The following is a 14,122-nucleotide window of genomic DNA, read 5'->3' on the forward strand; positions in this document are numbered from 1 at the left end:
GCGGTCAGGGTGACCAGCCGCAGTGTAGCGAGCTTGATTGGCCGGTGAGCAAGCAGAACCGGCCGGTCGCAAAGTGGCGGGCTAGGCGGAAACGCGCAGGTTAGCGGGGCTCGATTCATCGCGCATAAAAAAATGGACATGCCGACTGATCGGCATGCCCATCTCCGTGCTGCTCGCCCTCCGCAGGGCGCTCAGCGAATTACTTTTTCTTTGCTGCGGGTGCCTTGGCGGCTGCCGCCTTGGCTGGCTTGGCCTCTTTCGCGGCTGCAGCCGGCTTGGCTGGTTTCGCTGCCTTGGCCGCGTCCGGATTAACGCTGTCTTTGAGAAACTTGCCCGGCTTGAATGCCACCGTGTTGCTGGCCTTGATCTTGACGGGCTCGCCGGTCTGAGGGTTTTTACCGGTACGGGCGCCACGATGGCGTTGCAAGAAAGTACCGAAGCCAACCAGCGTGACGCTGTCCTTCTTGTGCAGCGCGTTGGTGATTTCGTCGAGCACGGCGTTGAGGACGCGGTTAGCTTGTTCTTTGGTGAGATCTGCTTTCTCGGCAATAGCCGCTGCGAGTTCTGGTTTACGCATATGAAGCCTCTTTTACGGTTTTTTGTTTTTATGTCCCGTGCAGCCCTTGCGGACAGCGAGCAGGTGCCGCAACAGCTCTACGTTGCGGCAGACCGGAATGAGAATGGCACGCCACCGGGACCCGCGCCAGTACGTGGGCCACGTTTGTTTCAACTAAAAGATGGCTTATCCGACAGAACGACTGTTAATCATGCCAGCAGCGGTGGCAAAGCCTTGTTCAGAGCGAGCTTATCCATCACGGCAGCGCCCGTCAGGGCGTAACCCAGCAGATTGCCGTCGCCGTCGCGGCACAGTGCCTTGATGTCGGCGCCCTCACCTTCCACGGTCCAGACACCTTCCGAGCCCTTGGGCGGCGGGGACACTACCAGCGGGCAAACCGGCGTTTTTACCGTGACCGGCATCGGGCCATATTTGACGGGCGTGGGTGTGCCGGCGAGCGTCTGCGCCAATGCTCGGGCGCAGTTCATCAGCGGCATGACGTAAAGCAGGCTCAGCCCATCTACTTCAGCGCAGTCGCCCAGCGCATAGATGTTTGCGTGGGACGTCTGCAAATGCCGGTCGACCACAACGCCACGCCCGATTTCCAGGCCCGCCGCTGCGGCGAGATCAGTGCGGGGACGCAGGCCAATGGCCGACACCACGAGATCGCAGTGCAGCACCTCGCCATCGGATAGATGCGCCTCGAGCCCGTTGTCGGCACGATCAAGGCGAGTCAGCAAGGGGCCGAGGTGAAAACGTGCGCCCAGGCTTTCCAGCCCGGCCTGCAGTGCCGCGGCAGCCGCAGGGGGCAGCAACGTGGGCATCACCTGCTCGCACGGCGCAACCAGGTCGATCTGGTGGCCGCCGAGAATCAGATCATTGGCGAACTCGCAGCCGATCAGGCCCGCGCCGAGGATTAGCACGCGCTTCTTGCCAGAAGCTGCGGCGCGGAAACGCGCATAGTCTTCAAGATCGTTGATCGGGAATATGGCGTCGGCAGCGTCACCCGCCACCGGCACGCGCACCGTTTCCGCGCCCCAGGCCAGAATCAGGTCGCGATAAGGCACCGCTTCCTCCCCTATCCACAGACGCTTGTGACCCGGATCGATGCCGCTGACGCGGGTGTGTGTGCGCACTTCAGCCTTGAGTTGATCGGCCATGGCGCCAGGCTCGGCCATGCTCAGTCCGTCGGCTTCCTTGTTTTTGCCAAAACCGGTGGAGAGCATGGGTTTGGAGTACGAACGGCCGTCATCGGCGGTGATCAGCAACAGCGGCGTCTCGCCATCCAGCTTGCGAAATTCGCGGGCGAGGTTATAGCCCGCCAGCCCGGTACCGATGATCACGACAGGTGCGTTCATTCATTTCTCCAGAGGGATCGTGGAAGTCGGCGGATCAGCCGATTTCGATCATTTCAAAATCCATTTTGCCGACGCCGCAATCAGGGCACAGCCAGTCTTCCGGCACATCCTGCCAGAGCGTGCCCGGCGCGATGCCGTCATCCGGCCAACCGTCGGCTTCGTTGTAAATCAGGCCACAGACTACGCATTGCCACTTTTTCATCGCTCGGTTCTCTTGGTTTCAGGCTAGACATCCCAGACGCTCCGCTGTCGTCGCGAAGTTTAGCGAATGGGTGAGGCCTTTTACTGATCACAGCGCGATGACGCAAGTTTCATTGATGTTCAACGCGTGTACTTTCTAGTGGGGCTGGCTTTAGCCGGGAAGGCGCCAGTGGCTACGCCGCGAAATCGATGGCGCTCGCACTGGCCTCTTCCCGGCTGAAGCCGGTCCCACTAACACCGCATATCCAGTAGGACTGGCTTTAGCCGGGAAGGCGCCAGTGGCCACACCGCAAAATTGATGGCGCTCGCACTGACCTCTTCCCGGCTGAAGCCGGTCCCACTAACACCGCATGTCGCCAGTAGGACTGGCTTTAGCCGGGAAGGCGGCAGTGGCCACACCGCAAAATTGATGGCGATCAGACCGGCCCTTTCCCGGCTGAAGCCGGTCCTACTAACACCGCGTGTCGACAGCAGGACTGGCTTTAGCCGGGAAGACGTCAGCGGTCGCACCGCAAAATTGATGGCGCACACACCGACCTCTTCCAGGCTGAAGCCGGCCCCACTGACGCACCGCATATCCCCTGCGGGACCGGCTTCAGCCGGGAAGGCGTCGGGGGCCCCAACGCTTAAATGGCGGGGGCTCCGGTCGTCGGCCAAAAATCGCAATCATGCTAAGCTCGCCGCCTCGATTGCCGCCTGTGTTTGTCTCCCGTGATCCAGCAAACCCCTTCATTTCCAGCGCCCGAGTGGCAATTGCGCGATCAGTTGATCGAAGCACCCTCGCCTCTCGCTCTTGAGTGGCTGTTCCACGAAGATTCCCTGACCCGGCGCCTGACCTGGCTCTCTGACGACCGCTTTTGCGTCAAGCCGCAGTTCGAAGGCTGGCAGCGCCTGCGTGAAGATGAATGCGCCGCGCTGCACTTGCCAGAGGGCAGCGAAGGCTGGGTGCGTGAAGTCTATCTGCTGGGCCGCGATGAAAGATGGGTGTTTGCCCGCAGTGTCGCCGCCCGCAGCGCACTGGAGCATGACGGCCTGCACATGGACGAACTCGGCACCCGTTCGCTGGGCGAATTACTGTTCAGCGATAAAGCCTTCGCCCGCGGCCCGCTGCAGGTCTGCCGCTATCCTGCGCAATGGCTGCCCGAGACTGACGCACAGCAGGGCTTGTGGGGGCGCCGCTCCTGTTTCAGCCGGGGAGCCTTGAGCATTCTGGTAGCGGAAGTGTTTCTGCCCACTGCATGGCGCGCCATCGAAGCCAACCCGCCACTGCTCGCCCAGGAGGGCCGCTGATGTACCTGTCGCTGCTCAAATCCCTGAACCGTCTGAACCCGCGCGCCTGGGACTTCATTCAGCTCACGCGTATCGACAAGCCCATCGGCATCTATCTATTGTTGTGGCCAACCTTGTGGGCCGTGTGGATTGCCGGCAAAGGCTCGCCGTCTCTGAGCACGCTGCTGATTTTCGTCGTTGGCGTGTTCCTGATGCGCGCGGCGGGTTGCGTGATCAACGACTTTGCCGACCGCAAAGTGGACGGCCACGTCAAACGCACCGAGCAGCGGCCTTTGGTCAGTGGCAGGGTGACGTCAAAAGAAGCGCTGGTTCTGTTCGCAGTGCTGGTGACGCTGAGCTTTGTGCTGGTGTTGTTCACCAACGCGACGACAATCTGGCTGTCTTTCGGCGGGCTGGCCCTGGCGGCGTGTTACCCCTTCATGAAGCGCTACACCTACTACCCGCAAGTGGTGCTCGGTGCGGCGTTTTCGTGGGGCATGCCGATGGCGTTCACCGCCGAGACCGGCGAGCTGCCCGCTGCCGCGTGGCTGCTGTATATCGCCAATCTGCTGTGGACAGTGGGATACGACACGTATTACGCGATGACGGATCGCGAGGACGACTTGAAGATCGGTGTGAAATCGACCGCTGTGCTGTTCGGCGACGCGGATCGGGTGATTATCCTGACGCTGCAATGCCTGGCGTTGTTCTGCCTGATGCTGGCGGGTACGCGCTTCGAGCTGGGCCTGTATTTCTTCATCGGCCTGCTGGTTGCGGCGGGATGCTTCGGCTGGGAGTTCTGGTCGACGCGGGACAAAGACCCGCAAGCCTGCTTCAGGGCCTTTCTGCACAACCATTGGGCAGGACTGGCGATCTTTGTCGGTATCGTAATGGACTACGCGCTGCGCTGACCGATTCGGACCAACGCAGCGCTCAAAGCCTCAGTTCACGGCTTGGCGATGTGCCAGACATCACCCTTGCCGTCGCCGGTTTTATCACCAGCGGCTTTGTCATTTTTGAAGGTGTACAGCGGCTTGCCCTTGTAAACCCACTGCGAAGCACCGTCATCGCGCTTGATAATGGTCCAGTCGCCCTCAGGCTTGTCGCTTGCTGTGGCAATCAGCGGCGGCCAGTTGGTTGCGCATTGGTCGTTGCAGACGGATTTGCCCGCCGACGTGTCTTTGTCGTAGGTGTAGAGGGTCATGCTTTTATGATCAGTGAGCATGCCGTCACTGGTCATCGCGGGCGCCGCCGCGAATGCCATGCCGGAAGATGCCAACGCTGCTGCCGCCAAAAGGCGCATCAGAGCGGAAGAAATTTTAGCCATGGATGAATCCTCTTCTTGTTTGTCGTTGTATGGACATTTCTTGTAGGACAAGTCCCCAGCTTAGCCCTAGACCGGCGAATACGCCTACCCCGAACTAACCTGTCACACGACTGCAATAATTCCGTTATCTAATGCGCCCCAAGACAGTTAAATGACATGAGGTTCGAGGCATGGCTGGCAGAAGCATTCTGATCGTCGACGACGAAGCACCCATTCGCGAAATGATTGCCGTCGCACTGGAGATGGCCGGCTATGACTGCATTGAGGCTGAGAATTCGCAACAGGCCCACGCCGTTATCGTCGACCGCAAGCCGGACCTCATCCTGCTGGACTGGATGCTGCCCGGCACATCCGGCATCGAGCTGGCCCGTCGTTTGAAGCGTGACGAGCTGACCGGTGACATCCCGATCATCATGCTCACGGCCAAAGGCGAAGAGGACAACAAGATCCAGGGTCTTGAGGTCGGCGCCGACGATTACATCACCAAGCCCTTCTCTCCCCGCGAGCTGGTCGCCCGGCTCAAGGCCGTGCTGCGGCGAGCTGCCCCCAACGACGGCGAATCGCCGATCGAAGTGGGTGGCCTGCTGCTGGACCCGATCAGCCATCGCGTGACCATCGACGGCACACCTGCCGAGATGGGACCAACCGAATACCGCCTGCTGCAATTTTTCATGACCCATCAGGAACGTGCCTACACCCGTGGGCAGTTGCTCGATCAGGTTTGGGGCGGAAACGTCTACGTGGAAGAGCGCACCGTGGATGTCCATATCCGGCGTCTGCGCAAAGCCCTCGGCGAGGCTTATGAAAATCTGGTACAAACCGTCCGCGGTACTGGCTACCGTTTCTCCACCAAAAGCTGAAAAAGCTTTTGGCAGCGATTCAGACCGCTGAAGACAAGGACGCGTTAATTGAATCACAACTGGCATGGCACCCTGATCCGGCACTTGCTGATGTTGGTCACAGCCTCGTTGCTGGCCGGTTTGATCAGCGGGCATTACGGTGGGTGTCTGGCAATCGGTCTGGGGCTTTATCTGGCCTGGACCCTCAAACAGCTGCTGCGCCTGCATGACTGGCTTCGCCATCACAAACCCGACGAGCCGCCACCCGATGGCTATGGCTTGTGGGGTGAAGTATTCGACAGCATTTACCATCTCCAACGGCGCGACCAGCGCGTGCGTGGCCGCCTGCAAGCGGTTATCGACCGTGTCCAGGAATCCACCGCCGCGCTGAAAGATGCCGTGATCATGCTCGACAGCGACGGCAACCTCGAATGGTGGAACCGCGCCGCAGAAACCTTGCTGGGCCTGAAGACCCCACAGGACAGCGGTCAGCCGGTGACCAATCTGGTACGCCACCCGCGGTTCAAGGAATACTTCGAGCACGCCAACTACGCCGAGCCGCTGGAGATCCCTTCGCCGGTCAATGATCGCCTGCGCATTCAGATGCTGATCACCCGCTACGGCAACAACGAGCATCTGATGCTGGTGCGCGACGTGACGCGCATGCATCAGCTGGAGCAGATGCGCAAAGACTTCGTCGCCAACGTGTCCCACGAGCTGCGTACACCGTTGACGGTCATCTGCGGGTATCTGGAGACGCTGCTGGATAACGTTGAAGAAGTGAACCCGCGCTGGGTCCGTGCGTTGCAGCAAATGCATCAGCAAGGCGGACGCATGCAGACGCTGCTCAACGATCTCCTGCTGCTGGCCAAGCTGGAAGCCACCGATTACCCCTCCGACAACCAGCCCGTGGCCGTGTCGTCGCTGCTGCAAAGCATCACCAATGATGCTCAGGCACTGTCAGGAGACAAGAACCAGCAAATCACCCTGGAGCTGGAAAGCGATGCCAGCCTCAAGGGCAGCGAGGCGGAGCTGCGCAGCGCGTTCTCGAACCTGATCTTCAATGCCGTCAAATACACGCCGGCCGAGGGCAAGATCCGCGTCCGCTGGTGGAGTGACGGCCGTGGCGCGCACCTGAGCGTGCAGGACTCCGGCATCGGCATCGACAGCAAACACATTCCGCGCCTGACCGAGCGCTTCTACCGCGTCGACTCCAGCCGCGCGTCAAACACTGGCGGGACAGGCCTGGGCCTGGCGATCGTCAAGCACGTGCTGCTGCGCCATCGCGCAGCACTGGAAATCAACAGCGTCCCCGGCAAAGGCAGTGTGTTTATCTGCAACTTTGCCCCGGCCCAGATGACCAAAGCCTAGGCAAGCCGGTAGATAGCCGCTAAATTGCGTCCCTTGTGCCCTCCAATTGTGAGGGCTTGTTTCATTTCACACTTCAAAACGGAACCTGCAAAACCCCATCATGGACCCTTCCCCTGGTATCAGCCTGGCTTCACTCTTCGCCGATTTCGGCATGATTCTTTTCGCAATGGTGTTGGTTCTGCTCAACGGATTCTTCGTTGCAGCGGAATTCGCCATGGTCAAACTGCGCTCCACCCGCGTCGAGTCCATCGCCGACAACAATGGCTGGCGCGGACGCATTCTGCGCACCGTTCACAGCCAGCTGGATGCTTATCTGTCGGCGTGCCAGCTGGGTATTACGCTGGCGTCGCTGGGTCTGGGCTGGGTCGGTGAGCCGGCGTTCGCGCACTTGCTGGCCCCTTTGCTCGAGACGGTGGGCGTGGAGTCGCCTGAAGTCGTCAAAGGCGTGTCGTTCTTCAGCGCCTTTTTCATGATTTCTTACCTGCACATCGTGGTGGGTGAACTGGCCCCGAAATCCTGGGCCATTCGCAAGCCCGAGCTGTTGTCGCTGTGGACGGCGGTGCCGCTGTACCTCTTCTACTGGGCAATGTATCCGGCCATCTACCTGCTCAACGCCAGTGCCAACGGCATTCTGCGCATCGCAGGCCAGGGCGAGCCCGGCCCGCATCACGAGCATCATTACAGCCGTGAAGAGCTCAAGCTGATCCTGCACTCAAGCCGCGGTCAGGACCCGAGTGACCAAGGCATGCGCGTGCTGGCGTCGGCTGTGGAAATGGGCGAGCTTGAAGTGGTGGACTGGGCGAACTCCCGCGAAGACATGGTTTCGCTGGAATTCAACGCCCCGCTCAAGGAAATCCTTGCGATGTTCCGCCGGCACAAGTTCAGCCGGTACCCGGTGTACGACTCGGACCGCAACGAGTTTGTGGGTCTGTTGCACATCAAGGACCTGCTGCTGGAACTGGCGGCGCTGGACCACCTTCCCGAATCCTTCAACCTCGCCGAGCTCACGCGTCCACTGGAGCGTGTGTCCAAGCACATGCCGTTGTCGCGTCTACTGGAGCAGTTCCGTCAGGGCGGCGCGCACTTTGCGCTGGTCGAAGAAGCCGACGGCAAGGTCATCGGCTACCTGACGATGGAAGACGTGCTGGAAGTGCTGGTGGGCGACATTCAGGACGAACACCGCAAGGCCGAGCGCGGGATACTGGCCTATCAGCCGGGCAAGCTTTTGGTACGTGGGGACACGCCGCTGTTCAAGGTCGAGCGCCTGCTGGGCATTGATCTGGACCACGTTGAAGCCGAAACCCTGGCGGGCCTGATCTACGACAGCCTCAAGCGCGTGCCCGAGGAAGAAGAAGTCATGGAAGTCGAAGGCCTGCGTATCATCATCAAGAAGATGAAAGGCCCGAAGATCGTGCTGGCGAAGGTGTTGAAGCTGGATTGATCTCGCCGCTGGCCGGGTCTCGGTTGTGCCATTTTGCTGCCGCTACGCGCCAGATCGCGGGACAAGCCACGCTCCTACAGGTCAGCGGTAGATGATCAATTCCCGCCAATCGCGAAGTTGGGCAGGCTCTGGACCGGTTGCGAGAATTCGTACGGGATAGACTCCAGTGCCAGCCCGACATTGCGCTGCACCACGAAGTGCAAATGCGGGCCGGTGCTGTTGCCGGTATTGCCAGACCGTCCGAGCGGCGCGCCCACTGCCACATGCTGCCCTTCCTTGACGCTCACTGATCCTTGCTGCAGATGCAGATACACGCCCATCGTGCCGTCGTCGTGCAGGATGCGCACGAAGTTGCCCGATGGGTTTGCGCCTCGGCCTGATTGCGCATTCTCGGTCTTGATCACGGTACCGCCCCGGGCAGCGATGATCTGCGTGCCTTCGGGCATGGCGATGTCGATCGCATAGCGGCTCTTGGCCCCGATGTGGCTGTAGGACCCATTGGCACCCTGACTGATGCGAAACGGCCCGCCCACCCACGGCAACGGATAGCGATAGGCAAATCCACTCGCCGAGACGCCCCGCTGTGGGTCGCCCACGATAGATCGCAGGCTGGGCTTGTAGGTCATGGCCTTGCTGGCGACTTGCGGGCTGAGGGCGATGAGGCGTTCATTGCTGCGCGCCGCAATGGTGCGGCGAATGACTTGGTCCGACACGCCCACCACGTTCTTCACCCCGGCCAGACGCAGCTCGACTTCCACGGGAGCGTAAAGGTCGTTTCGCACGTAAAGGCTGTCGCTGCCATTGGCTTTCTTGACGCTCAGGCGCACCTGGCTATCGATGCGCTCGACCATCCGCTCGCGAAGCTTCATTACCTGGGCGCCACGCACCGGCTGGTCGGTAAACGACACCACGCCATTGGCATCAGTGAACCGATAAATCGTGACTGCCCCGGCGGTCTGCGTGGCCAGCAGCAAGGCACAGACAACCAGCACGCGCTCTAACATCGGGATAGACCTGGTGAGTGGACGATTAGCGCCCAGCCTAACAGTGATGCCAACGCAATTGGACTCATCCGAATCAATCGGTAATAGACGGAGCGTCAAGGAAATCGCGTCAGCACGGTGCGCGATCGGAATTGCAATTTCTATGCAGGCCAGGCGTGCGTTTCGTCAGGCCGCTACCCGCCTCGGTTGAATATGACCCGTCGTCCAGACGCTGCGCTGGCGCGCAGCGAACTGGCTGGCCAATCAGGCACCCGGTACGAAGTGCTTCTGCGCTGTACCACGGGCAATCAGGCGCGAGAGGTAATCAAGCTTCTGGGTGTCCTTGTCGACGAAGCGGAAGGTGACCTGCAGCCAGTCACTGTCCGGCTTCTGCTCGAATGCGGCAATCGCGTGAAGATAGCCATTGAGACGCGCGACCTCGGCGTTATCACCCTGCTCCAGATCGAGCACGGCGCTTTCGAGGATCTGCGGCAGCACCTCGCCACGTCGGACCAGCAGCGACGCTTCCTTGAGCGTCAGCGCTTTGATCACGCAGGGCTGGTTCCCGCTCGGAAGACGCAACTGGCCCTGGCCACGACCCGCAGGTGCAGCAGCTGGTGCCGCCTTGGCCATAGGCTGGACCGGAGGCTGAGCCGCTTGCGATGCCGCCGAAGCAGCGGGTGCCGTGTTGACGACTTCAGGGCGATTACCCGTCAAGGCGCTGAGCGAATCATTGGCAAACGCCGCATTGACGCGGGCCGGACCACTGGACATCAACGCGTCGAGCTTGCCGACCTTGTGCAGCGCTTTTTTGACCTTGGTCAGCAGTTGCTCGTTGGTGAACGGCTTGCCGATGAAGTCCGATACGCCGGCCTGGATCGCCTGAATCACGTTTTCCTTGTCGCCACGGCTGGTGACCATGATGAAAGGCATGGTCTTCAGGCTGTCCTGCTGACGGCACCAGGTCAGCAATTCCAGCCCGGACATCTCGGGCATTTCCCAATCGCACAACACCAGATCGAATACTTCACGGCTCAACAGCACTTGCGCTTTGCGGCCGTTGACTGCGTCTTCCAGCGCGATTCCTGGAAACGCGTTGCGCAGGCCTTTCTTGACCAGATCACGGATGAACGGTGCGTCATCCACCACCAATACACTGACTTTACTCATCGACGCTCCTGATGGCGTGTTCACCGTAAATGGCGAGCATTCGCTGGCGGATGACCAGCTGCCAAACTGTTTGACGACACCGGGACTTTTACTCGCGGGTGACTTGAAAAATACGGGCAGACCGGAGAAATAAAAACGCCCGGCGGTCGCCAGGCGTTTTTTCTCAGGCAATCTTATTTATCGTCAGGCGCGTCCAGAACATTAATCCTTTCGGCGGTAAGGCCTTTGACCTCTTCCTGCATGCGTTTGAGGCCCAGGTGGCGGACGTCGGTACCGCGCACGAGGTAGATGACCAGTTCGGAGATGTTCCGCGCGTGGTCACCGATGCGCTCCAGCGAACGCAGTACCCAGATCACATTGAGCACGCGGGAGATCGAGCGCGGATCTTCCATCATGTAGGTGACCAGCTCACGCAGCGCCGTCTTGTACTCGCGGTCGATGTTCTTGTCGTACTGCGCAACCGACAACGCCAGATCGGCATCGAAGCGGGCGAACGAGTCCAGTGCATCGCGTACCATCTTGCTGACCTGATCGCTGATATGGCGCACTTCGACGTAACCGCGGGGCGACTCACCCTCTTCGCACAGCTGAATCGCACGTCGGGCGATCTTGGTGGACTCATCGCCGATGCGCTCAAGGTCGATGACCGACTTGGAGATGCTGATGATCAGACGCAGGTCGGAGGCAGCAGGCTGACGACGGGCCAGGATGCGCAGGCACTCTTCGTCAATGTTGCGCTCCATCTGGTTGATGCGGTCGTCCACCTCACGCACTCGCTGGGCCAGGCCCGAGTCGGCTTCGATCAACGCAGTGACCGCGTCGTTGACCTGCTTCTCGACCAGACCACCCATTTCCAGCAGGTGGCTGCGAACTTCTTCCAGTTCAGCGTTGAACTGCTGGGAGATGTGATGTGTATGGCTGTCTTTGATCATGAGTGTCCGTCCAATTGATTGCGGTGGTTCAAGGCTGACGAAGCACGTGCTAGCCGTAACGACCGGTTATGTAGTCTTCAGTCTGTTTTTTGGTCGGATTGGTGAACAACGTATCGGTGTCCCCGTATTCGACCACCTTGCCCATGTGCAGAAACGCGGTGTAATCCGACACGCGCGCCGCCTGCTGCATGTTGTGGGTAACGATCACAATGGTGTATTTGGATTTCAGTTCGTAGATCAGCTCTTCGACTTTCAGGGTCGAAATCGGGTCGAGCGCGGAGCACGGCTCATCAAGCAGCAGCACTTCAGGTTCGACGGCGATAGTGCGAGCGATCACCAGACGTTGCTGCTGACCACCGGAAAGCCCGAGCGCCGACTCATGCAGGCGGTCCTTGACCTCGTCCCACAATGCAGCGCCACGCAACGCCCACTCGACGGCTTCATCGAGGACACGCTTCTTGTTCACGCCTTGAATACGCAGCCCGTAGACCACGTTTTCATAAACGGTCTTGGGGAACGGGTTGGGCTTCTGGAAGACCATGCCGACCCGACGACGCAGCTCAGCGACGTCCTCGCCTTTAGTGTAGATGTCGTGGCCATAGAGCTTGATCTCGCCCTGTACGCGACAGCCATCCACCAGATCGTTCATGCGGTTGAACGTGCGCAGCAAGGTGGACTTCCCGCACCCGGACGGCCCGATGAACGAGGTGACGCGTTGTTTCGGGATGTTCATGCGAATGTCGAACAGCGCCTGCTTCTCGCCATAGAAGAGATCCAGCCCCGGCACTTCCAGCGCAACGGCTTCGTTCGCCAGATCCAGCACCTGGCGCTTGCGACCCAGGGCCGACATATTGATGCCGTGGGCGTGGGGTTCGTGTTGCATGGTCTCTCTCCGTTCGTAGCTGCAAGCCTTTAGCCGCAAGCTGCAAATGTGGTGCTGATACGGTATGCGGCTTTTCAGCTCGCCGCTTGAAGCCTGGAGCTTGTCGCTGACTTAGTCTTCAAACGCCTTGTACTTGTCGCGCAGGCGGTTGCGAATCGTTACCGCCGACAGGTTCAGCAGCGCGATTACCAGCACCAGCAGCAGCGCCGTGGCGTACACCAGCGGGCGCGCGGCCTCGACATTGGGGCTTTGAAAGCCGACGTCGTAAATATGGAAACCCAGGTGCATGATCTTCTGGTCGAGGTGCAGGTACGGGTAATTGCCGTCCAGCGGCAGCGACGGCGCCATCTTGACCACGCCCACCAGCATCAGCGGCGCCACTTCACCCGCTGCCCGTGCCACGGCCAGAATCAGGCCGGTCATCATGGCCGGGCTGGCCATCGGTAGAACAATCTTCCACAGCGTTTCGGCCTTGGTTGCGCCCAAGGCCAGCGAGCCCTCGCGCAACGTCAGCGGGATACGCGCCAGACCTTCCTCGGTAGCGACGATCACCACCGGCACGGCGAGCAGTGCGAGGGTGAGTGACGCCCACAGCAAGCCTGGCGTGCCGAACGTCGGCGCCGGCAGGGCCTCGGGGAAGAACAGTTGATCCAGAGAACCGCCCAGCACGTAAACAAAAAAGCCCAGCCCGAACACCCCATAGACGATCGCTGGAACGCCCGCGAGGTTGTTCACGGCGATGCGGATCAAGCGCGTCATTACGCCCTGGCGTGCGTACTCACGCAGATACACAGCCGCGAGCACGCCAAAGGGCGTCACGATCACGGCCATGATCAGCGTCATCATCACGGTGCCGAAGATCGCCGGGAAAATCCCGCCTTCGGTGTTGGCCTCGCGCGGGTCGTCGCTGAGGAACTCCCAGAGCTTCTGGAAGTAGAACCCCAGCTTGGTCATCGTGCCCATGGCGTTGGGTTGATACGCGTGAACCACTTTGCCGATGCTGATCTCGATCTCTTTGCCGTTGGCGTCACGGGCCGTCAGGCTGTCGCGATTGTATTCGGCGTGCAAAGCGCCCAGCCGCGACTCGACTTCCTTGTAGCGCGCGTCGTATTCGGCGCGCTCAGTGGCCATGTCGGCCTGGGCGGCGGCATCGAGTTCGCCGTTGAGCTCAAGCTTGCGCGCGTGCAGACGCAGCCGCTCGATGCCGTGGTTGATCGCGCCGATCTCGCCCTTCTCCAGGTCGTCCAGCTGATCGGAAATGCCCTGCACCCGCTCGATACGCGCCTGCAGCTGCGGCCATGCAGCTTCGCCTTCCGCGACGACTTTACCGTCTTCCTTGACGTTGACCAGATAGCCGTAGAAGTTGCCCCACTCGCGGCGCTCGAGGGTCATCAACTCCGAAGGCTTGCGCTGGTCCTTGAGCCATTCGCCAATGACCCAGTTGAAATCGCTGGGGCTGATATCCCGGTTGCCGACCTTGAACAGATCGCGGGTCATGAACTCGGGCCCCTGATCAGGGACTGGCAACCCGGCGGCCTTCAGCCTGGCGCGCGGCACTTGTTCAGACTGAACCAGTTCGCCCACCAGTACGTGGTTTTCCTGCCCGGGAACGTCGTACCGGGCGGAAATGACATCGGCGGGCCAGAAGTGTCCCAGCCCGCGCACGGCGATCACCGCCAGCAGGCCGATGGTCATGATCACTGCGATAGATACCGCACCTGCGCTCAGCCAGACGCCGGGGCCGCCACTGTTGAACCATCGTTTGAGGGAGGTCTGTTTCATCGGTTTCAAC

At 60.4% G+C, this 14,122-nt stretch carries 13 protein-coding genes and 1 pseudogene; 5 read left to right on the forward strand and 9 right to left on the reverse strand.

Annotated elements, in window-relative coordinates; genetic code table 11:
• Positions 1-307: 307 nt before the first annotated feature.
• From BMY98_RS05560 to BMY98_RS05575, 3 genes and pseudogenes are all read right to left on the reverse strand, one after another.
• Positions 308-577, reverse strand: a pseudogene (locus tag BMY98_RS05560) (HU family DNA-binding protein); the annotation flags it as partial.
• A 188-nt stretch (positions 578-765) separates the two neighbouring features.
• The gene (locus tag BMY98_RS05570) at positions 766-1,914 is read right to left on the reverse strand and encodes an NAD(P)/FAD-dependent oxidoreductase (RefSeq protein ID WP_074885879.1); all 1,149 of its coding nucleotides are present in this window, start codon (positions 1,912-1,914) and stop codon (positions 766-768) included.
• Positions 1,915-1,948: 34 nt separating this feature from the next.
• Positions 1,949-2,116 carry a rubredoxin gene (locus BMY98_RS05575; protein ID WP_032856748.1) on the reverse strand — a complete coding sequence of 56 codons (168 nt, stop codon included), beginning with the start codon at positions 2,114-2,116 and terminating at the stop codon, positions 1,949-1,951.
• Positions 2,117-2,826: 710 nt separating this feature from the next.
• On the opposite strand from BMY98_RS05575, the gene BMY98_RS05580 reads away from it, so the two are divergent.
• Entirely contained in the window at positions 2,827-3,405 is a 579-nt protein-coding gene (locus BMY98_RS05580; protein WP_074885882.1) for a chorismate--pyruvate lyase family protein, read from the forward strand.
• Positions 3,405-4,295 (forward strand): 4-hydroxybenzoate octaprenyltransferase, encoded by an 891-nt coding sequence (gene ubiA, locus BMY98_RS05585; RefSeq protein ID WP_074885885.1) that lies wholly within the window; start codon positions 3,405-3,407, stop codon positions 4,293-4,295. The genes BMY98_RS05580 and ubiA overlap by 1 nt, the downstream gene beginning before the upstream one ends.
• Before the next feature lie 35 nt (positions 4,296-4,330).
• On the opposite strand, the gene BMY98_RS05590 is transcribed toward ubiA, so the two are convergent.
• Positions 4,331-4,711, reverse strand: a complete 381-nt coding sequence (locus tag BMY98_RS05590; protein WP_074885888.1) for a COG4315 family predicted lipoprotein — start codon at positions 4,709-4,711, stop codon at positions 4,331-4,333.
• 170 nt (positions 4,712-4,881) lie between these two features.
• Here BMY98_RS05590 and phoB point away from each other — a divergent pair, with 170 nt between their 5' ends.
• From phoB to BMY98_RS05605, 3 genes are all read left to right on the forward strand, one after another.
• On the forward strand, positions 4,882-5,571 hold the full coding sequence (gene phoB, locus BMY98_RS05595) for a phosphate regulon transcriptional regulator PhoB (RefSeq protein WP_065988205.1): 690 nt from the start codon (positions 4,882-4,884) through the stop codon (positions 5,569-5,571).
• Between the two features lie 90 nt (positions 5,572-5,661).
• The gene (gene phoR, locus BMY98_RS05600) at positions 5,662-6,921 is read left to right on the forward strand and encodes a phosphate regulon sensor histidine kinase PhoR (protein WP_245760024.1); all 1,260 of its coding nucleotides are present in this window, start codon (positions 5,662-5,664) and stop codon (positions 6,919-6,921) included.
• A 100-nt stretch (positions 6,922-7,021) separates the two neighbouring features.
• Complete coding sequence (locus tag BMY98_RS05605) at positions 7,022-8,362, forward strand: hemolysin family protein (protein ID WP_074885893.1); 1,341 nt, start codon at positions 7,022-7,024, stop codon at positions 8,360-8,362.
• A gap of 95 nt (positions 8,363-8,457) precedes the next feature.
• On the opposite strand, the gene BMY98_RS05610 is transcribed toward BMY98_RS05605, so the two are convergent.
• From BMY98_RS05610 to pstA, 5 genes are all read right to left on the reverse strand, one after another.
• Complete coding sequence (locus BMY98_RS05610; protein WP_074885896.1) at positions 8,458-9,366, reverse strand: peptidoglycan DD-metalloendopeptidase family protein; 909 nt, start codon at positions 9,364-9,366, stop codon at positions 8,458-8,460.
• A 243-nt stretch (positions 9,367-9,609) separates the two neighbouring features.
• Positions 9,610-10,515 carry a response regulator gene (locus BMY98_RS05615; protein ID WP_074885899.1) on the reverse strand — a complete coding sequence of 302 codons (906 nt, stop codon included), beginning with the start codon at positions 10,513-10,515 and terminating at the stop codon, positions 9,610-9,612.
• A gap of 173 nt (positions 10,516-10,688) precedes the next feature.
• Positions 10,689-11,447, reverse strand: coding sequence for a phosphate signaling complex protein PhoU (gene phoU, locus BMY98_RS05620; RefSeq protein ID WP_037016764.1), 759 nt, complete (start codon positions 11,445-11,447; stop codon positions 10,689-10,691).
• Between the two features lie 49 nt (positions 11,448-11,496).
• On the reverse strand, positions 11,497-12,330 hold the full coding sequence (pstB, locus tag BMY98_RS05625) for a phosphate ABC transporter ATP-binding protein PstB (protein ID WP_065988194.1): 834 nt from the start codon (positions 12,328-12,330) through the stop codon (positions 11,497-11,499).
• A 111-nt stretch (positions 12,331-12,441) separates the two neighbouring features.
• On the reverse strand, positions 12,442-14,112 hold the full coding sequence (pstA, locus tag BMY98_RS05630; protein WP_074885902.1) for a phosphate ABC transporter permease PstA: 1,671 nt from the start codon (positions 14,110-14,112) through the stop codon (positions 12,442-12,444).
• Between the last annotated feature and the right edge of the window lie 10 nt (positions 14,113-14,122).

The organism is Pseudomonas graminis (assembly GCF_900111735.1).
In the GTDB taxonomy this organism is placed as follows: Bacteria; Pseudomonadota; Gammaproteobacteria; order Pseudomonadales; family Pseudomonadaceae; genus Aquipseudomonas; species Aquipseudomonas graminis.

Excerpts from the sequence above, each read along its gene's own strand:
- BMY98_RS05570 (WP_074885879.1), bottom strand. The coding sequence starts at position 1,914 with ATGAACGCACCTGTCGTGATCATCGGTACCGGGCTGGCGGGCTATAAC.
- BMY98_RS05575 (WP_032856748.1), bottom strand. The coding sequence starts at position 2,116 with ATGAAAAAGTGGCAATGCGTAGTCTGTGGCCTGATTTACAACGAAGCC.
- ubiA (WP_074885885.1), top strand. The coding sequence starts at position 3,405 with ATGTACCTGTCGCTGCTCAAATCCCTGAACCGTCTGAACCCGCGCGCC.
- BMY98_RS05590 (WP_074885888.1), bottom strand. The coding sequence starts at position 4,711 with ATGGCTAAAATTTCTTCCGCTCTGATGCGCCTTTTGGCGGCAGCAGCG.
- phoB (WP_065988205.1), top strand. The coding sequence starts at position 4,882 with ATGGCTGGCAGAAGCATTCTGATCGTCGACGACGAAGCACCCATTCGC.
- phoR (WP_245760024.1), top strand. The coding sequence starts at position 5,662 with ATGTTGGTCACAGCCTCGTTGCTGGCCGGTTTGATCAGCGGGCATTAC.
- BMY98_RS05605 (WP_074885893.1), top strand. The coding sequence starts at position 7,022 with ATGGACCCTTCCCCTGGTATCAGCCTGGCTTCACTCTTCGCCGATTTC.
- BMY98_RS05610 (WP_074885896.1), bottom strand. The coding sequence starts at position 9,366 with ATGTTAGAGCGCGTGCTGGTTGTCTGTGCCTTGCTGCTGGCCACGCAG.
- BMY98_RS05615 (WP_074885899.1), bottom strand. The coding sequence starts at position 10,515 with ATGAGTAAAGTCAGTGTATTGGTGGTGGATGACGCACCGTTCATCCGT.
- phoU (WP_037016764.1), bottom strand. The coding sequence starts at position 11,447 with ATGATCAAAGACAGCCATACACATCACATCTCCCAGCAGTTCAACGCT.
- pstB (WP_065988194.1), bottom strand. The coding sequence starts at position 12,330 with ATGCAACACGAACCCCACGCCCACGGCATCAATATGTCGGCCCTGGGT.
- pstA (WP_074885902.1), bottom strand. The coding sequence starts at position 14,112 with ATGAAACAGACCTCCCTCAAACGATGGTTCAACAGTGGCGGCCCCGGC.